This window comes from Streptomyces flaveus (assembly GCF_014647675.1).
Lineage (GTDB): Bacteria > Actinomycetota > Actinomycetes > Streptomycetales > Streptomycetaceae > Streptomyces > Streptomyces flaveus.
In genome coordinates this window covers 518,300-534,589 of record NZ_BMPQ01000002.1, presented here as the reverse complement: position 1 = coordinate 534,589, position 16,290 = coordinate 518,300, and the positions used below count along the sequence as shown (strand labels likewise).

Annotated in this window: 19 protein-coding genes; 14 read left to right on the top strand and 5 right to left on the bottom strand. The window is 69.4% G+C overall.

Annotated elements, in window-relative coordinates:
- The first annotated feature begins 55 nt into the window (after nt 1-55).
- The 10 genes from IEZ21_RS05670 (at nt 56) to IEZ21_RS05625 (ending at nt 7,749) form a co-directional block, all read left to right on the top strand.
- Nucleotides 56-766, top strand: a complete 711-nt coding sequence (locus IEZ21_RS05670) for a GvpL/GvpF family gas vesicle protein (protein ID WP_189320940.1) — start codon at nt 56-58, stop codon at nt 764-766.
- Nucleotides 767-769: 3 nt separating this feature from the next.
- Entirely contained in the window at nt 770-1,021 is a 252-nt protein-coding gene (locus IEZ21_RS05665) for a gas vesicle protein GvpG (protein WP_165341760.1), read from the top strand.
- Between the two features lie 10 nt (nt 1,022-1,031).
- Nucleotides 1,032-1,472: a gas vesicle protein gene (locus IEZ21_RS05660; RefSeq protein WP_189320938.1), complete on the top strand. Its 441-nt coding sequence runs from the start codon at nt 1,032-1,034 to the stop codon at nt 1,470-1,472.
- The gene (locus IEZ21_RS05655) at nt 1,469-2,455 is read left to right on the top strand and encodes a GvpL/GvpF family gas vesicle protein (protein WP_246567291.1); all 987 of its coding nucleotides are present in this window, start codon (nt 1,469-1,471) and stop codon (nt 2,453-2,455) included. The genes IEZ21_RS05660 and IEZ21_RS05655 overlap by 4 nt, the downstream gene beginning before the upstream one ends.
- A complete protein-coding gene (gene gvpJ, locus IEZ21_RS05650; protein ID WP_189320745.1) occupies nt 2,452-2,646 on the top strand; it encodes a gas vesicle protein GvpJ in 195 nt (64 codons plus the stop codon). The genes IEZ21_RS05655 and gvpJ overlap by 4 nt, the downstream gene beginning before the upstream one ends.
- Nucleotides 2,582-2,968: a gas vesicle protein K gene (locus IEZ21_RS05645; RefSeq protein ID WP_373302180.1), complete on the top strand. Its 387-nt coding sequence runs from the start codon at nt 2,582-2,584 to the stop codon at nt 2,966-2,968. Before gvpJ ends, IEZ21_RS05645 begins: the two co-directional genes overlap by 65 nt.
- Before the next feature lie 416 nt (nt 2,969-3,384).
- Complete coding sequence (locus IEZ21_RS05640; protein WP_189320743.1) at nt 3,385-5,163, top strand: histidinol-phosphate aminotransferase family protein; 1,779 nt, start codon at nt 3,385-3,387, stop codon at nt 5,161-5,163.
- Nucleotides 5,160-5,963 carry a phosphatidate cytidylyltransferase gene (locus IEZ21_RS05635; protein ID WP_189320742.1) on the top strand — a complete coding sequence of 268 codons (804 nt, stop codon included), beginning with the start codon at nt 5,160-5,162 and terminating at the stop codon, nt 5,961-5,963. Before IEZ21_RS05640 ends, IEZ21_RS05635 begins: the two co-directional genes overlap by 4 nt.
- Nucleotides 5,964-6,245: 282 nt before the next feature.
- On the top strand, nt 6,246-6,755 hold the full coding sequence (locus tag IEZ21_RS05630) for a GNAT family N-acetyltransferase (RefSeq protein ID WP_189320741.1): 510 nt from the start codon (nt 6,246-6,248) through the stop codon (nt 6,753-6,755).
- Nucleotides 6,756-6,903: 148 nt separating this feature from the next.
- The gene (locus IEZ21_RS05625) at nt 6,904-7,749 is read left to right on the top strand and encodes a GNAT family N-acetyltransferase (protein ID WP_189320740.1); all 846 of its coding nucleotides are present in this window, start codon (nt 6,904-6,906) and stop codon (nt 7,747-7,749) included.
- A gap of 258 nt (nt 7,750-8,007) precedes the next feature.
- On the opposite strand, the gene sodN is transcribed toward IEZ21_RS05625, so the two are convergent.
- The gene (gene sodN / locus IEZ21_RS05620) at nt 8,008-8,403 is read right to left on the bottom strand and encodes a superoxide dismutase, Ni (RefSeq protein WP_189320739.1); all 396 of its coding nucleotides are present in this window, start codon (nt 8,401-8,403) and stop codon (nt 8,008-8,010) included.
- A 145-nt stretch (nt 8,404-8,548) separates the two neighbouring features.
- Between sodN and sodX the strand changes: the two genes are divergently transcribed.
- Nucleotides 8,549-8,983: a nickel-type superoxide dismutase maturation protease gene (gene sodX / locus IEZ21_RS05615; RefSeq protein WP_189320937.1), complete on the top strand. Its 435-nt coding sequence runs from the start codon at nt 8,549-8,551 to the stop codon at nt 8,981-8,983.
- Here sodX and IEZ21_RS05610 read toward each other — a convergent pair.
- The gene (locus tag IEZ21_RS05610; protein WP_033320077.1) at nt 8,887-9,516 is read right to left on the bottom strand and encodes a CGNR zinc finger domain-containing protein; all 630 of its coding nucleotides are present in this window, start codon (nt 9,514-9,516) and stop codon (nt 8,887-8,889) included. The genes sodX and IEZ21_RS05610 overlap by 97 nt on opposite strands.
- A 95-nt stretch (nt 9,517-9,611) precedes the next feature.
- On the opposite strand from IEZ21_RS05610, the gene IEZ21_RS05605 reads away from it, so the two are divergent.
- Nucleotides 9,612-10,370, top strand: a complete 759-nt coding sequence (locus tag IEZ21_RS05605; protein ID WP_189320738.1) for a class I SAM-dependent methyltransferase — start codon at nt 9,612-9,614, stop codon at nt 10,368-10,370.
- A gap of 59 nt (nt 10,371-10,429) precedes the next feature.
- Here the strand turns inward: IEZ21_RS05605 and IEZ21_RS05600 are convergent, their stop codons facing one another.
- The 3 genes from IEZ21_RS05600 to IEZ21_RS05590 are packed head-to-tail and all read right to left on the bottom strand — an operon-like array spanning nt 10,430 to nt 13,135.
- Nucleotides 10,430-11,191 carry an amino acid ABC transporter ATP-binding protein gene (locus IEZ21_RS05600; RefSeq protein WP_281399386.1) on the bottom strand — a complete coding sequence of 254 codons (762 nt, stop codon included), beginning with the start codon at nt 11,189-11,191 and terminating at the stop codon, nt 10,430-10,432.
- Nucleotides 11,188-12,138, bottom strand: a complete 951-nt coding sequence (locus IEZ21_RS05595) for an amino acid ABC transporter permease (RefSeq protein WP_189320737.1) — start codon at nt 12,136-12,138, stop codon at nt 11,188-11,190. The genes IEZ21_RS05600 and IEZ21_RS05595 overlap by 4 nt, the downstream gene beginning before the upstream one ends.
- A 34-nt stretch (nt 12,139-12,172) precedes the next feature.
- Nucleotides 12,173-13,135, bottom strand: a complete 963-nt coding sequence (locus IEZ21_RS05590) for an ABC transporter substrate-binding protein (protein WP_189320736.1) — start codon at nt 13,133-13,135, stop codon at nt 12,173-12,175.
- A 549-nt stretch (nt 13,136-13,684) separates the two neighbouring features.
- Here IEZ21_RS05590 and IEZ21_RS05585 point away from each other — a divergent pair.
- Nucleotides 13,685-14,908 (top strand): NAD(P)-dependent malic enzyme, encoded by a 1,224-nt coding sequence (locus tag IEZ21_RS05585; protein WP_189320735.1) that lies wholly within the window; start codon nt 13,685-13,687, stop codon nt 14,906-14,908.
- Nucleotides 14,909-15,306: 398 nt separating this feature from the next.
- Nucleotides 15,307-16,272 carry a zinc-binding dehydrogenase gene (locus IEZ21_RS05580; protein ID WP_189320734.1) on the top strand — a complete coding sequence of 322 codons (966 nt, stop codon included), beginning with the start codon at nt 15,307-15,309 and terminating at the stop codon, nt 16,270-16,272.
- Nucleotides 16,273-16,290: the final 18 nt, after the last annotated feature.

The following is a 16,290-nucleotide window of genomic DNA, read 5'->3' as shown; positions in this document are numbered from 1 at the left end:
GACGAACCCGTCGCCGGCGGAACAAGCAGCCTCGGAGCCGGCGCCGGACTCGCCCCTGTACATCTACGCCATCACCGGCTCCGACCATCCCCTGCGACTCGACGGCTTACGGACCGTCGGCGGCATCGGCGGCTCCCTGAGCGCGGTGGTCCGCGGCGGGCTCGCCGCCGTCGTCAGCCCCGCACCCCCCGAGCTGCGCCCCAAGCGCCGTGACCTCACCGCCCACCAGGAGCTGCAGGAGCGGCTGATGGCGGACGGGGCGGTCCTGCCCATGCGGTTCGGGATGCTCGCCCCCGACAGTGCGACCGTCGGAAGAGCGCTGGAGGAGAAGAGCGAGGAATACACGCGCAGGCTCGCCGAACTGCACGGCACCACCGAGTTCAACCTGAAGGCCGCACGCGCCCAGGACGACCTGTTGCGCGAGGTGCTGAGCGAGTCCGAAGAGGCCCGCCGTCTCAACCAGCTCACCCGTGACGGCAACGGCACCCACGAGGATCGCGTGGCCCTCGGCGAGCTGCTGGCCCGGCAGGTCGACGCCCGGCAGCGGCTGATGGCCGAACAGGTCGTCCAGCAGCTGTCCTCACTGGCCCGCGCCAGGGTCGAAGGCGCCCCGGCGAAGGACGACTTCCTCAACGTCTCGTTCCTCGTCGCACGCGCCCAGGCCCACGAGTTCACCGAAGCGGGACAGCGGCTGGCGCGCGACTTCGGCGAGGGCTACGACTTCCGGCTGCGCGGCCCCCTGCCCCCGTACAGTTTCGCGGCCTGACCCATGGGCCTGCTGACCGGCATCCTCACCCTCCCGCTCGCGCCCCTGCGCACCACCATCTGGGTCGCCGAGCAGGTACGGGACGCCGCCGAAGCGGAGTACTACGACCCGGCCCCCGTCCAACAGGCGCTCACCGAACTGGAACGCGCACTGCTGGACGGACGTATCGACGAGGACGAGTACGACCGCCGCGAGGACGAACTGCTGGACCGACTCGACGAGATCACCGCTTGGAGACGAGCGTCCCGACCATGAGGCGATGACCATGACGCAACCGGTAGCAGGCGCACTCGGCGGATCGCCCCGCTTTCCGTCCCCGTACGACCAGGGGCCGGGCGGCCAGGGCGCCAATCTCGCCGACATCCTCGAACGGGTCCTCGACAAGGGCGTGGTGATCGCGGGCGACATCCGGATCAACCTGCTCGACATCGAGCTGCTCACCATCAAGCTGCGGCTCGTCGTCGCCTCCGTCGACAAGGCGAAGGAGATGGGCATCGACTGGTGGGAACACGATCCGTCCCTCTCCTCGCGGGCCAGGCCCGCGGACCGGTCCCGCGAGGAGCAGCCGCCGAACGGGGCGCTCGCGGAGCAGCCGGACCGGCGGTCCCTCGCTGAAGATCCCGCCCGCTCCCTCGCCGAGGAGAACGAACGCCTGCGCGCGGAGATCGCCGCGCTGCGATCCGCCGACAGGAGTCCTGCCTCATGACCGACACCGATATCAAGACCGCCATCGACGCTGACATCGACCTCGACGCCGAGATCAACGCCGAGATCGACAACGACGCCAAGTCCGACCTCGACGCCGAGATGAGCAACGACGTCAAGACCGACGTCGACCAGACCGCCAAGACCGACATCGTCTACGCCTACGCCGTGCTGCGCCGCACCCCGGAAGCCGCCCGTGCGGTCGCGAACCTGCGCGGGGTCGCAGGCGAGCCCATCCGCCTCCTGGAGTTCGGGGACGACGCACCGGATGGCACCCCGGATCCGGACGACACACCGGAACGCCGCCCCCCGGCGCTCGCCGCGGTCGTCGGCCCCGTCCCGGCCGCGGACTTCGACGAAGCGTCCCTCAAGGCCGGACTGGAGGACCTGGGCTGGCTGGAAGCCACGGCCCGGGCCCACCACGCCGTGGTCGCCGCGCTCACCGGGCGCGGCATCGCCGTGCTGCCGCTGCGCCTGGTCACCGTCTACCGCGACGAGGACCGCGTACGGCAGACCCTGGAAGCGCGCCGCGACGACTTCCTGCCCCTGCTGGACCGCGTCACGGGGCACGTGGAACTGGGCGTCAAGATCTACGCGGCTCCCGACACCGAGTCATCCGACCCCGAGCCGACCAAGGCCAAGGGCCTGGGCGTCGGCCGCGCCTACCTGGCCGGACGCCGCCGCCGAAAGCGCTCGACGGAGGACGCCTGGCAGGCGGCCACCGACACGGCCGCCCGCCTCAGGGAGCTCGCGGGCACCCTGGCCGTCGACCACGTGGCCTTCCACCCTCAACGCGGCGAACTCGCAGGCTCGGTCCCCGGCCCCAACGTCAGCAACGACGCCTACCTGGTCCCCGAGGACCGCGTCGAGGACTTCCGCACCCGCGTCCTGGCAGCGGCCGAGGGCCTCCCCGGCGTCCATGTGGAAGTGACGGGCCCCTGGGCCCCGTACTCCTTCTCCCTCCCGGCGGAGCCCGTCTCGTGACCGTAGTTCCTGTCGCCGACCGCCCGGTCGCCCTCATCGACCTCCTCGACCGCCTCCTCCAGGGCGGTGTCGTCATCACCGGCGACCTCGTCCTCTCCATCGCCGACGTCGATCTCGTACGCATCGATCTGCGCGCCGTCATCGCTCCGGTCGCCGCCGCGGCCGTCGACGCCGCCACCCAGCCGTTGTGAGGCCTCCATGCCCCCGCCGCCCCCGCCTTCAGACACCCGCGCCGCCGCCCACCGCCTGTCCACCGACCCGGACACCGTCGAGCGCGACCTGGTCAAACTCGTCCTGACGGTCGTCGAACTCCTCCGCCAGCTCATGGAACGCCAGGCCCTCCACCGCGTCGACAACAACGACCTCACGGAGGACCAGGAAGAACGCATCGGCCTGACCCTGATGCTCCTCCACGACCGCATGCAAGAACTCTGCGCCCACCACGACCTCCGCCTGGAGGACCTCAACCTGGACCTGGGGCCACTGGGAACTCTGCTGCCACCGGCCGACTGAAGGCCGCAGCCTGGAAACCGTGGACGCCGTACCGGTGACCGGGCCCTCGGCCGGTCCGTGGGGTGGCGGACGGTACCCGGATACCGGGCCGTGTGCTCGGGAGTCGGCTGATGGACGGGAAAGCTCTGCACGCGCGCCTGCTGAGCGGCATGGATCTGCGCAGCGGAGAACGGCGGCTGGGGCCGCTGGACTCCGCTCGTGCGGAGTCGCTGCTTGCCTACCTGCTGCTGCACCGGGACGCGCCGCAGCCGATCACGCCCACCAAATCGCCTGCCGCTGACCTCCGTGGACGGAGCACGCGGGGGGCGACTGCGCCTGAGTACGCGTACTCAGGCGCACTGTGTCGCTCGGCGCTGTCGCGGCCGGTCCGCGTTCCCCACGATGGGACGGGCCCACCCGCGTCGAAAGAGGTACTCATGGGACGTGACCTGCAGCTGCGCGCTGCCACTCCGGAGGATCTGGAGTGGATCCACGAATTGCGCCACCGGGTCTACGCACGGGAGCTGGGCCAGCATGTGCCGGATCCGTCCGGCCGGCTTCGCGACGGGCTGGACGGCGACAACGTCTACCTGGTCGCGGCGCGAGGCGCGGACCGGATCGGCTTTGTCAGTCTGACTCCGCCCTGGTTGGGGCGGTACGCGCTGGACAAGTACCTGACCCGCGACGAGCTGCCGTTGCTGACCGAGGACGATCTCTTCGAGGTACGCATCCTCACCGTCGAGCCGCGCTGGCGGACCACCGCCGCGGCACCGCTGCTGATGTACGCGGCGCTGCGCTGGATCGCCGCCCGGGGCGGTCGCCGGGTGGTGGCGATGGGGCGCACCGAGCTGCTCACCATGTACCTGGCCGTCGGCCTGCGCCCGGTCGGCCGTACCGTCCACAGTGGTGCGTTGACGTTCGAGGTGCTGACCGGCAGCGTGACCGAGCTGACGAAGGTCACGATGGACCGTTACGGCACCATGTTGGAACGTCTGCGGTCCGAAGTGGACTGGCGGCTGGACATGCCGTTCGCACCCCGGCCGGACGGCTGCGAACACGGCGGCGCCTCGTTCACCGCCATCGGCACGGACTTCCGTAGCCTGCACCGGCGCCTTCAGGTCGTCGCGGCCGACGTGCTGGATGCCTGGTTCCCGTCGGCCCCCGGGGTGCGGGTGGCGCTCGCGGAAGATCCGGCCTGGGCCGCCCGGACCTCGCCACCGACCGGTGCCGAGGGCCTGCTGGCGGAAATCGCCGAGGCCCGGGCCCTGCCGGCTCAGACGCTCGCGGTCGGCGCCGGTTCATCCGACTTGATTTTCCGGGCGTTCGGCCAGTGGCTGACCCCGCAGAGCAGGGTGCTTCTGATGGACCCGGGCTACGGCGAGTACGCCCACGTCACGGAGCGGGTGATCGGATGCCGGGTGGACCGGTTCCGGTTGCGCCGCGAAGACGGCTGGCGGATCGATCCGGCCCGGCTGTCCGCTGCCGTCGCCTCCGGCCGCTACGACCTCGTGGTGGTGGTCAACCCGAACAACCCGACCGGACGCCACGCACCGGCCGCGGAGCTGCGCTCGGTGATCGCCGCCGCGCCGGCCCGGACCCGCTGGTGGATCGACGAGGCGTACCTGGGCTATGTCGACCTGGCTGAGTCGCTCGCCGGCCTCGCCGCGACGGATCCGCGGGCAGTGGTCTGCAGCTCACTGTCCAAGATGTATGCGCTGTCCGGTATGCGCGCCGCGTACCTGGTGGCCGAGCCGACCACCGCGGCGCGGCTGCGCCTGCGAACACCGCCCTGGCCGGTCAGCCTCCCGGCACAGCTGGCCGCCGTGGCAGCCCTGCGCGACCCGGCGTACTACAGCGACTGCTGGGTTCGTACCCACGCGCTGCGCCGGCAGTTGGCCGCCGACCTGGCCGGGCTGGATGAGGCCGTGGTGGTCGAGGAGGGTGTGGCGAACTTCCTCACCGTGACCCTGCCGTCCGGCGGGCCGAGTGCCGCACAGGTGGTGAACGAGTGCCGCCGCCGCGACGTCTACCTGCGCGACCTGTCGCCGTTGTCGTCGGCGTACCAAGGGCGCACCGTGCGTATCGCGGTCAAGGACACCGCCGAGAACGCGCGCATTGTGGGCGGCTTTCAGGCAGCCCTGGATGTACTGCGGCCTGGTTCGGCCTCGCCCGTTTCGATGCCTGCCGGTGTTCCCGCCGCCGGATCCGCACGGTGATCACCGTGGCCTCCCTGGCGCCCTACCTCGGTGGGGCGCTGGCGCTTGGCGGCATCGCGGTGGCGGCGTCCCGGCGCCGCGAGCTGCTGATCCGGTGGTGCGCCTGGGCGGTCGGAGTGCCACTGGTCACCGGTGCGTTCTGGTGGGGCAGCCCGGGCGCCGCGGCCATCGCCATCGCCGTCGGGGTGATCGCGGTGATGGAGTTCGGCGGGCTGATGCAGCTGGGCCGGGCGGACCGGGTGGTACTGGCCGCGGCGGTGGCAGGCGTGGTGCTGGCCGCCTGGCTGGCGCCCGGACAGGAGCTCCGGGCGGTCGCGATCGGGGCGCTCGCGGTGGCCGCGGTGCCGCTCCTGTCCGGCGACGCCGACCACGGCCTGCACCGGCTCTGCACCGGTCTGCTCGGGCTGGCCTGGCTGAGTGTGCTGGCCGCGCTGGTGCCGCTCGGGGCGAGCGCGCTCGTGCTGTTCGTGGCGGTCTCGGTCGCCGACATCGCGGCGTACTTCGCCGGTCAACGGCTGGGCGGGCCGCGGCTGTCGCCGCTGTCACCGGCCAAGCGGTGGAGCGGGACCCTGGCCGGGGTCGTGGCCGGCGTCGGCGTGCTCGCCGTGCTGTCCGCGCTGACCTGGCCGATGGCGGTCGCGGTGGCGGTCGGCGGCCCGGCCGGCGACCTTCTCGAATCCATGATCAAAAGAGGTGCACAGGCAAAGGACGCCGGCCACTGGCTACCCGGCTCCGGCGGCCTGCTGGACCGGATCGACTCGCTGCTGATCGCGCTGGCCGTCCTGCTGGTCCTGCGCTGACCTCTGAGCGGCGTTCCGGTGAGACCGAGCTCTACGCGCTCACCGACGCCAAGCCACGCAAGGAAGAGAACCTCGAACTCGGCTACCTCTGCGGCCGTTACGGCGGGATTCCACGGATCACCGCCGGAGAGATCAAGCGCGAACTGTCGTGGCGGGAGGCGAAGAAAACAGCGTGAGCGGGTGGGGTGCCTCAAGGCCAAGCCCGGGCAGTCCACTTCACGCCGCTCAGAAGGCGCTGAATTGGATGGACACGGCTCGGTACCGTGACCGATGATCTCCGGCATGATCCGTGCCGCCACAGTGAACGACGTCGCGGAGATCCGCGCGATGATCCGCGAGCTAGCCGAGTACGAACGGGCTGTTGAGCAGGCCCGTACGACCGAGGAGCAGCTCCGCGAGGCGCTGTTCGGAGAATCTCCCGCTGCGTTCGCACTGATCGCCGAGGACGACGAGACGGGCGAGGCAGTGGGCTTTGCCCTGTGGTTCCCCCGTTTCTCGACCTGGACCGGCACGCGGGGCATGCACCTGGAGGACCTCTACGTACGGGCGCACGCCCGAGGCGGCGGACACGGCAAGGCTCTGCTCGCCTCCCTGGCCGCGATCTGCGAGCGACACGGCTACGAGCGCTTCGAGTGGTGGGTCCTGGCCTGGAACGAACCGACGATCGACTTCTACAAGTCGCTCGGCGTGGAGCTCCTGGACGAGTGGACCGTATGCCGACTGAGCGGTGAACCTCTCCAGGAACTCGCTGCCCGGGCCCCGGCTGTCCGCAACCAGAGCCCGGCCCTGTAGGGCGGGGGCACGCAACCTCCTGTCGCGGCAGTGATCGAAGTGAGGCAGCAACACATGGCGGCTGGACGGTTTTTCTCCGCGGTGTGAACGGCAGCCGGCCGCAGATCTCGGATGCGGTGCGGCACTGTCCCGTGGTGGGATGCGCCGCATGAGCGACTCGCTGCGTGCCCGCATCGAGCAGTACTACGCCACCGTGCCGTTGCTGTTCGCTGACGCCGAAGAGTTCGGTTCGTTACGGCTGTTCGTGCGCAGGAAGCCGGGTGCCCCGTACTACGGTGGCCCCGGCCATGCCCAACCCACCGCGGAGGGGGCCTCGGCCGTTACCGCTGTGGACATCGCCCGGGTGCGGGCCCGGCAGCGCGAGCTCGGCGTGCCAGAGGCTTTCGAGTGGCTGGCCGAGGCGGCGCCGATGCTGCGTTCCTCCATCGAGGCCGCCGGCCTGCCCGTGGCGGAACGCCCGCTGATGGCTCTGGATCCGCACCACCGGATCAGCCCGCAACCGTTGCCCGAGGGCGTGACGCTACGTGCGCTGAAAGCCGACGACCCCGCGTTGCCCGCAGCCCTCGCCCTGCCCCGCCTGGCCTTCGCGGAGGAAGGCACCGCGGTGGGCTCGGCGGGCCGTAAGGAACTGTCGGTGGTGGCCGAGGAGTTGACCGAGGACGGCACCGTGGCAACAACCCGCCCCACGATCCGCGCCGGGCACAAAACGCTCATCGCCGCCCTCGCCCCGGACGGCACCCCGCTGGCCGTCGGCCACTACCACCCGGCGAACGGCACCACCGAGATCGGTGGCATCGGCACCCTTCCCATCGCCCGCCGCCAGGGCCTGGCCGCCGCCGTCACGGCGGCCCTGGTCACCCACGCGCGCGACCACGGGGTGAACACCGTCTTCCTCGCCTATGCGGAGGACGCCGTTGCTCGCGTCTACTCACGCCTGGGCTTCCGCCCTGCCGGCAGCACCCTTCTGATCGCCAACCAACCCGCGCGATCGTAGGTTCGCAGACTGGAAAGAGAGGGCCCTGTCGAGGGACGATCCGGCTTCCGGGCGGCCGGGGGCCGGCCAGGCGCGCAGTCCCCGACGGATCGCCGCGTACAACTCCACCTTGGACCTCGGCGCCGTCGACATACCCGGCCGGACAAAAAGACCGCACCCGATCCATCACGGCCGCCGCTCTGGGCGACCCGAGGACCGGGTGCGGAAAGGGAGACGCTGCAACCAACGTAATCGCAGGTCAGAGAGCATGATCGAAGATCAGGCCTTCTTGGTCTCCCAGAAGATCTTGTCGACCTGGGCGATGTAGTCGAGCGCCTTCTGGCCGGTCGCCGGGTCCGTGGAACCCTTTGCGGCCGAGAGGGACTTGAGGGTGTCGTTGATCAGCTGGTGGAGCTCCGGGTACTTCTCGAAGTGCGGCGGCTTGAAGTAGTCGCTCCACAGCACCGAGACGTGGTGCTTGGCGAGCTCGGCGCGCTGCTCCTTGATGGTCGTCGCCCGGGCCTGGAAGTGAGGGTCGTCGTTGCCGGCCATCTTTTCCTGGATGGCCTTCACCGACTCCGCCTCGATGCGGGCCTGGGCCGGGTCGTACACACCACAGGGCAGGTCACAGTGTGCGCTGACCTTGACCTTGGGGGCAAACAGGCGGGAGAGCATTGAGCTGTCCTTCCTCGTGATCGTCTTCTCAGGTGGGACATTACTCCGTGCTGGACGGGATTTCGCGAGTGCCCCCATGGGCTTAGGACAAAAGTCCGGGGTCAGACTGAGACTGGTGGAGGATCGGACCGGGGAGGTGCCGGTGATGCCGGAGCTGTCGCAGGAGACCGAGCGCGGGAGGGCTGTCGTGCCTTTCGGGGTGGCCGAAGTGACCGGGCCGTCCATGGTGCCCACGCTGTATCACGGGGACCTGCTCGTGGTGCAGTACGGGGCGCGCATCAGGCCCGGAGACGTGGTCGTTCTGCGTCATCCGTTCCAGCAGGACCTGCTGGTCGTCAAGCGTGCCGTGGAGCGGCGCGAGGGCGGCTGGTGGGTGCTCGGGGACAACACGTACGCGGGTGGGGACAGCACGGACTACGGGACCGTGCCCGAGGAATTCGTCCTCGGGAAGGCGTGGTTCCGGTACCGGCCCCTGAAGGAGGGTCAGCGTTCGCCGCTCGCGGTCGCGCGCTGGGCGTTCTCGGCCGCGCGGCCGGTGTTCCCCGACCGGTCGGCCTCCAGACGCTTGCGGGCGCGGTAGGCGGCGACATTGGCGCGGGTCGCGCAGCGGTCCGAGCAGTAGCGGCGGGAACGGTTCGTCGAGGTGTCGAGGTAGGCGTTGCGGCACGGCGCGGCCTCGCACAGGCCGAGGCGGTCCACGCCGTACTCGGTGAGGTGGAAGGCCAGGCCCATCGCGGCGATCGCGGCATAGCCGGCGGTCGCGTTCGAGGGGTGGTCCGCCAGGTGCATGTGCCACAGCGGGCGGCCGTCGTCGTCCCGGAAGTCGTGCCCGGAGATCTGCGGGCTGACGGGGAACTCGAGGAGGAGCGAGTTCAGCAGGTCCACGGCGAGTGTTTCGTCGCCGCCGTCCGCCGCCTCGAAGACCGCCCGCAGCCGCCCCCGTACGCCCCTGAAGCGGGTGACGTCCGCGTCCGTGGCGCGGCGGGCCGCCGAGGCGTTGCCCCCGAAGAGGTCGCGGACGGCCTCGACCGAGGTGAGTGAGTCCTTGCCCCGGGCCGGTTCCTCGCTGTTGACGAGACGTACGGCGTAGTCCGAGTAATAGGCCAGTTCCACTTGTAGTCCTTACGAGGGCGCTCTATGGTCGTGGTGCGAGCGCGTAATGGCTGACTGTGATTCCAGGGTATTACTCCTGGAGGGGAGGGGCTTCCATGACCACCGTGACCGGAGCCGACTGGCCTGCATGGCAAGCGAGCTGGGATGCGCAGCAGGAGTGGTACCTCCCGGATCGTGAGGAACGCTTCCGGGTCATGCTCGACATGGTCGAGGCCCTGGTGGGCCCCGCACCGCGCGTACTCGACCTCGCGTGCGGTACGGGAAGTATCACGGCCCGGCTCTTCAAAAGGTTCCCGGAGGCCGTCAGCACCGGCGTCGACCTCGACCCGGCGCTCCTGGCCATCGCCGAGGGCACCTTCGCCGATGACGACCGCGTCACCTTCGTCACGGCCGACCTGAAGGACCCCGACTGGACGACCAAGCTGCCGTACGACTCGTACGACGCCGTCCTCGCCGCGACCGCCCTGCACTGGCTGCACCTCGAACCCCTCGCGGCCCTCTACGGTCAGATCGCGGAACTCGTCCGCGACGGCGGTGTGTTCATGAACGCGGACCACATGATCGACGAGTCCACCCCGCAGATCAACGCGGCGGAGCGCGCGCAGCGGCACGAGCGCATGAACCGTGCCAAGGAGGCCGGCGTACTCGGCTGGACCGAGTGGTGGCAGCTCGCCGCACAGGACCCGGTACTCGCCGAGCCGACCGCCCGCCGCTTCGAGATCTACGGGGAGCACGCCGAGGGCGACACCCCGTCCGCCGAGTGGCACGCGCGCGTGCTGCGCGAAAAGGGCTTCGCCGAGGCCAGGGCCGTGTGGCGGTCACCGTCGGACGCGCTGGTCCTCGCGCTCAAGTGACGACGGCATGAGGAAGGGGTGGTACGGAGGACCCGTACCACCCCTTCTCGTCCGTACCCTCAGAGGACCTTGGACAGGAACGACTTCGTCCGCTCGTGCTGCGGATCCGTCAGTACGTCGCGGGGGTGGCCCGACTCGACGACCACGCCGCCGTCCATGAACACCAGGCTGTCGCCGACCTCGCGGGCGAAGCCCATCTCGTGAGTGACGACGATCATGGTCATGCCGGACTCGGCGAGGTCGCGCATGACGTCGAGGACGTCGCCGACCAGCTCCGGGTCGAGGGCCGAGGTCGGCTCGTCGAAGAGCATCAGCTTCGGCTCCATGGCCAGCGCACGGGCGATCGCCACGCGCTGCTGCTGGCCGCCGGAGAGCTGCGAGGGGTAGCTGCTCGCCTTGTCGGCGAGGCCGACGCGTTCGAGCAACTGGCCGGCGCGCTCCCGCGCCTGTGCCCTGCTGATGCCCTTGACCTGGACCGGGGCCTCCATGACGTTCTCGAGCGCCGTCATGTGCGGGAACAGGTTGAAGCGTTGGAAGACCATGCCGATGTCCCGGCGTTTTACCGCGACCTCGCTGTCCTTCAGCTCGTACAGCTTGTCGCCCTTCTGGCGATAGCCGACCAGCTCCCCGTCGACGTACAGACGACCCGCGTTGATCTTCTCGAGGTGGTTGATGCACCTCAGGAATGTCGACTTGCCGGAGCCGGACGGGCCGATGAGGCAGAAGACCTCGCCGGACTGCACTTCCAGGTCGATGCCCTTGAGGACCTCGACCAGGCCGAACGACTTGTGGACGCCCTCGGCCTTCACCATGGCGGTCATGCGGCACCTCCCGGCGTCGATCCCGGACGGTTGGACAGGGACAGCATGTTCGCCTTGATCTTCTGGAACGGCGTGTCCGGGAGCGTGCGGCTGGAACCGCGGGCGTAGTACCGCTCCAGGTAGTACTGGCCGACGCTGAAGACCGAGGTCAGCACCAGGTACCAGGCCGCGGCGAGGAACAGCATCTCGGCCGGGGCACCGGAGGTCTGGCCGATGTCCTGGGCGACGCGGAGCAGCTCCGAGTACTGGACCACGGACACCAGCGAGGTCGTCTTCAGCATGTTGATGACCTCGTTGCCCGTGGGCGGCACGATCACGCGCATCGCCTGCGGGACGACGATCCGGCGCAGCGTCTTGGCGTGGCTCATGCCCAGCGCGTGCGAGGCCTCGGTCTGGCCCTCGTCGACCGAGAGCAGACCGGCCCGGCAGATCTCCGCCATGTACGCGGCCTCGTTGAGGCCGAGGCCCAGCAGCGCCGTCAGGAACGGGGTCATGAACTGCGACCACTCGTCCTTGTAGACCGGCCCGAGGTTGATGTACTCGAAGACCAGGCCCAGGTTGAACCAGACGATCAGCTGGACCAGGACCGGGGTGCCGCGGAAGAACCAGATGTAGAACCACGCGATGGACGAGGTGACCGGGTTCTTCGACAGGCGCATCACCGCCAGCAGGATGCCGCCGACGACGCCGATGAGCATGCACAGCACCGTGAGCAGGATCGTATTGCCGACGCCGCTGAGGATGCGGTCGTTGAAGAAGTAGTCCGGGATCGCGCCCCAGTTGATCCTGCCCTGGGAGAACGCGTAGATGACCCCGCCCAGCAGGGCGAGGGCGATGACGGCGGAGACGTACCGCCCATAGTGACGGACCGGGATGGCCTTGATGGCCTCCGGGCCGGCCGGCGGGGTGTCCGCCGGCCCGTCCGTCTTGTCGATGTCAACAGTCACGGGTGTTGCCTTCCAGTGCCCGCCGGCCGCGCGGTCACTTGCCGCCGTTGATGGTGGCCTTCGTCACGGCGCCGTCCTCGACGCCCCACTTCTTCATGACCTTCTCGTATTCGCCGTTCGCGATGATCGCGTCCATCGCGGCCTGGAGGGCGTCCCGCAGCTGGGTGTCGCTCTTGGCGACCGCGATGCCGTACGGGGCGGCCTCGACCTGCTCGCCGACGAGCTGGAAGTCGTTGCCGCCGCCGGAGTTCGCGACCGCGTACGCGGCTACCGGGAAGTCGGACGAGCCGGCGTCCGCGCCACCCGAGCGCAGGCGGGTCTGGGCCTGCTGGTCGTTGTCGAAGGACTCGATGGTCAGCTTCTTGCCGCTCGGGCACTTCTTGGCCTCGGCCTTGGCGAGGTCCTCGGAGACCGAAGCGCGCTGCACCACGATCTTCCGGCCGCACAGGTCGGACCAGGTCTTGATGTCGGTGTTCTTGCCCTTCTGGGTGTAGATCGAGACACCGGCGGTGAAGTAGTCCACGAAGTCGACGCCCTCACCGACCTTCTTGCCGGTGTCGGAGTCGACGCCCTCCTGGCGGTCCTTGGTGTCGGTCATCGCGGACATGGCGATGTCGTACCGGTCGGAGCGCAGACCCGTGATCAGGGTGTCGAAGGTGCCGTTCTCGAACTCGAACTTCACGCCGAGCTGCTTGCCCATCGCGGCCGCGAGGTCGGGGTCGATGCCGACCGTCTTGCCGGAGTCGTCCTTGAACTCGACCGGCGCGTACGCGATGTCGGAACCGACCTTGACGACGCCCGCGTCACGGATCTCCTTCGGCAGCTTGTCGGCCAGCGGGGCCGCACTCGCCGAGGGGGTGTCGGTACTGTCCGAGCCGCTGCTCTCGGTCTGGTCACCGCAGCCCGTGAGCAGCAGGGCGCCGGCGACCGCGATCGCACCGACCGCGGCTATCCGGGAGTGCGCGGCGGTCGTACGACGGGTGGAGCTTGCGGTCATGGTGATTCCTCCGGCGGAAGGGTGGAGTGCCGATGGGTCGAGAGAACACACACCTTTGGGTGTCGCGACCTCGTGTGATGACGGCAATCTTGCCATTCGGACGGATGCCCCCAGGGTGCCCGCCATGTCAAAATCGGATAACGGGTGACCCCCGAACCGTGCCGGACCGGCCCATCCTGACCGGATCATGTACGGATTTTTCTCCTTCCGGCCGGAATATCTTCGGCGCTTCGCGCGATGCGAACGACCGCATCTCCGCACTTGCGGCGCCCTGTTGACCTGTCAGGATATGTCCAGGCATTCAGCCACAAGTCATGTCAGCGTCATGTGACCTTCGTGTTATGGACTCGTCGGCGATGCCGTCCGTCCGGTAAGAAGGTTCCTTACACCCCTCATCCGGGGCTCAGGGCGCGTGTGCGGCGCGCCCGTCGCGTATGTGCCCGTACGTACCCGTACGTAGCCGTCACATCAGGGACATACGCGGTGCCCGCCCACCCCTCACCCGGAGTGGACACCCTCAACCGTTCAAGACTTAAGGGGTAAAACAAAGTGGCAGCGGAGATCGTCAATCCTCGCAGCGACAGCAGTACGGGGCAGGAGGCCGGGGCCGAGCCCCTCGATTCCTTCGATCCGGCGTTCGCGTTGCACCGCGGCGGCAAGATGGCCGTGCAGGCCACCGTGCCGGTCCGCGACAAGGACGACCTGTCCCTCGCGTACACGCCCGGCGTCGCGAAGGTGTGCAGCGCCATCGCCGAGCAGCCGGAACTCGTCTACGACTACACGTGGAAGTCGTCCGTGGTGGCCGTGGTGACGGACGGTACGGCGGTGCTCGGGCTCGGGGACATCGGCCCTGAGGCCTCCCTCCCCGTGATGGAGGGCAAGGCGATCCTGTTCAAGCAGTTCGGTGGGGTCGACGCCGTGCCGATCGCTCTGGGCACGACGGACACCGACGAGATCATCGAGACCGTGGTGCGGCTCGCGCCGTCCTTCGGCGGGGTCAACCTCGAGGACATCTCGGCGCCCCGGTGCTTCGAGATCGAGCGGCGGTTGCAGGAACGGCTGGACATCCCGGTCTTCCACGACGACCAGCACGGGACCGCTGTCGTCACGCTGGCCGCTCTTCGGAACGCGGCCCGGCTGACGGGGCGGTCGCTGGGGGATCTGCGTGCGGTGATCTCGGGTGCGGGGGCGGCCGGCGTCGCCATCGCCAAGTTCCTGCTCGAAGCAGGGATCGGGGATGTCGCTGTCGCGGACCGCAAGGGTGTCGTGTCGGCGGACCGGGACGATCTGACGCCGGTCAAGCGGGAGCTTGCCGAGCTGACCAACAAGGCGGGATTGTCCGGGTCGTTGGAGGCCGCGCTCGCCGGTGCCGACGTGTTCATCGGGGTGTCCGGCGGTACGGTTCCGGAGCCGGCCGTCGCTTCCATGGCCGAGGGCGCGTTCGTGTTTGCCATGGCCAACCCGAACCCCGAGGTGCATCCCGACGTCGCGCACAAGTACGCGGCCGTTGTGGCGACCGGGCGGTCCGACTACCCGAACCAGATCAACAACGTGCTGGCGTTTCCCGGGATCTTCGCGGGGGCGCTTCAGGTGCGGGCCTCTCGGATCACGGAGGGAATGAAGATCGCTGCGGCCGAGGCGTTGGCTGCGGTCGTCGGGGACGACCTTGCCGCGGATTACGTGATTCCGTCGCCGTTCGATGAGCGGGTTGCTCCGGCCGTAACGGCGGCGGTTGCCGCGGCGGCTCGGGCGGAAGGAGTCGCTCGGCGTTGACGCCGGCGCCTCCGGCGGTTGGGCGCGTTGTCGGCTGCAGGTTCGTCGTGGCTGGTCGCGCAGTTCCCCGCGCCCCTGAAAAGCCTGCGGCTCCCGCCAGCCCCAAGCCACAATGTGCCGACACTTGTCCGTCGGCGGGAGGGGGCGTGGGCCGGTGCGTCGTATGCCCGTCGCTTAGGTTCTGTCTCGGAGGACCAGGGCCTTGTACCAGGTCAGGGTCGTATGCCCGGCCTGCGACGGGCTGACGCACCGGCCCACGGCCCCGCACCCCAATGAACCCAGGGGCGCGGGGAACGGCGCGACCAGCCACCCACACACCCGCAGTCGCCAGTGAACCGAACCCACCCACCCGGTAGGCGCCCCGCCCAACCGCCGGAGGCAAGGGCTAGGGTCAGAACATGTTTGCTGCATACGCCGCACGTATTGATCGGGATCAGCCCTTGAGCGGGCTGGAGTTGGGGGAGCGGCCCGCTCCCGAGGTCCGGGACGGCTGGACGACCGTGAAGGTCAAGGCGGCCTCCCTGAACCACCATGACCTGTGGTCGCTGCGGGGCGTAGGCCTCCCGGAGGATCGGTTGCCGATGATCCTGGGGTGCGACGCCGCAGGGGTCGACGAGGACGGCAACGAGGTCGTGCTGCACTCCGTGATCGGGCAGACGGGACACGGAGTCGGACCCAAGGAGCCGCGTTCCATCCTCACCGAGCGGTACCAGGGGACGTTCGCGGAACAGGTCTCCGTACCCGTCTGGAACGTACTGCCGAAGCCCAAGGAGCTCTCCTTCGAGGAGGCCGCCTGTCTGCCCACCGCCTGGCTGACGGCGTACCGCATGCTCTTCACCAACGCCGGCGTACGCCCCGGTGACTCGGTTCTCGTACAGGGCGCCGGAGGCGGTGTGGCCACCGCCGCGATCGTGCTGGGGAAGGCGGCGGGGCTACGGGTCTTCGCCACCAGCCGTGACGAGGCGAAGCGTAAGCGGGCCGTGGACCTGGGCGCCGTGGAGGCCGTGGAATCCGGTGCCCGGCTGCCACAGCGCGTGGACGCGGTCATCGAGACCGTCGGTGCCGCCACCTGGTCCCACTCCGTCAAGTCCCTCAAGCCCGGCGGCACCCTCGTCATCTCGGGCGCCACAAGCGGCGACCGTCCCTCGCACGCCGAACTGACCCGCATCTTCTTCCTCGAACTCAAGGTTGTCGGCTCCACGATGGGCACGAAGGACGAGCTCGAGGACCTGCTGTCCTTCTGCGCCGCCACCGGTGTGCGCCCCGTCATCGATGAAGTCCTGCCCCTGGACCGCGCCCGTGAGGGCTTCGAGCGGATGGAGTCGGGCGAGCAGTTCGGGAAGATCGTCCTCGCTGCCTCCTGACGCGTCGGCCTCACACTC

What these genes read in the sequence shown, in the direction of transcription:
- IEZ21_RS05665 (WP_165341760.1), top strand. Translation starts at nt 770, where the DNA reads ATGGGCCTGCTGACCGGCATCCTCACCCTCCCGCTCGCGCCCCTGCGC.
- IEZ21_RS05660 (WP_189320938.1), top strand. Translation starts at nt 1,032, where the DNA reads ATGACGCAACCGGTAGCAGGCGCACTCGGCGGATCGCCCCGCTTTCCG.
- IEZ21_RS05655 (WP_246567291.1), top strand. Translation starts at nt 1,469, where the DNA reads ATGACCGACACCGATATCAAGACCGCCATCGACGCTGACATCGACCTC.
- IEZ21_RS05640 (WP_189320743.1), top strand. Translation starts at nt 3,385, where the DNA reads ATGGGACGTGACCTGCAGCTGCGCGCTGCCACTCCGGAGGATCTGGAG.
- IEZ21_RS05630 (WP_189320741.1), top strand. Translation starts at nt 6,246, where the DNA reads ATGATCCGTGCCGCCACAGTGAACGACGTCGCGGAGATCCGCGCGATG.
- IEZ21_RS05625 (WP_189320740.1), top strand. Translation starts at nt 6,904, where the DNA reads ATGAGCGACTCGCTGCGTGCCCGCATCGAGCAGTACTACGCCACCGTG.
- sodN (WP_189320739.1), bottom strand. Translation starts at nt 8,403, where the DNA reads ATGCTCTCCCGCCTGTTTGCCCCCAAGGTCAAGGTCAGCGCACACTGT.
- sodX (WP_189320937.1), top strand. Translation starts at nt 8,549, where the DNA reads ATGCCGGAGCTGTCGCAGGAGACCGAGCGCGGGAGGGCTGTCGTGCCT.
- IEZ21_RS05605 (WP_189320738.1), top strand. Translation starts at nt 9,612, where the DNA reads ATGACCACCGTGACCGGAGCCGACTGGCCTGCATGGCAAGCGAGCTGG.
- IEZ21_RS05600 (WP_281399386.1), bottom strand. Translation starts at nt 11,191, where the DNA reads ATGACCGCCATGGTGAAGGCCGAGGGCGTCCACAAGTCGTTCGGCCTG.
- IEZ21_RS05590 (WP_189320736.1), bottom strand. Translation starts at nt 13,135, where the DNA reads ATGACCGCAAGCTCCACCCGTCGTACGACCGCCGCGCACTCCCGGATA.
- IEZ21_RS05580 (WP_189320734.1), top strand. Translation starts at nt 15,307, where the DNA reads ATGTTTGCTGCATACGCCGCACGTATTGATCGGGATCAGCCCTTGAGC.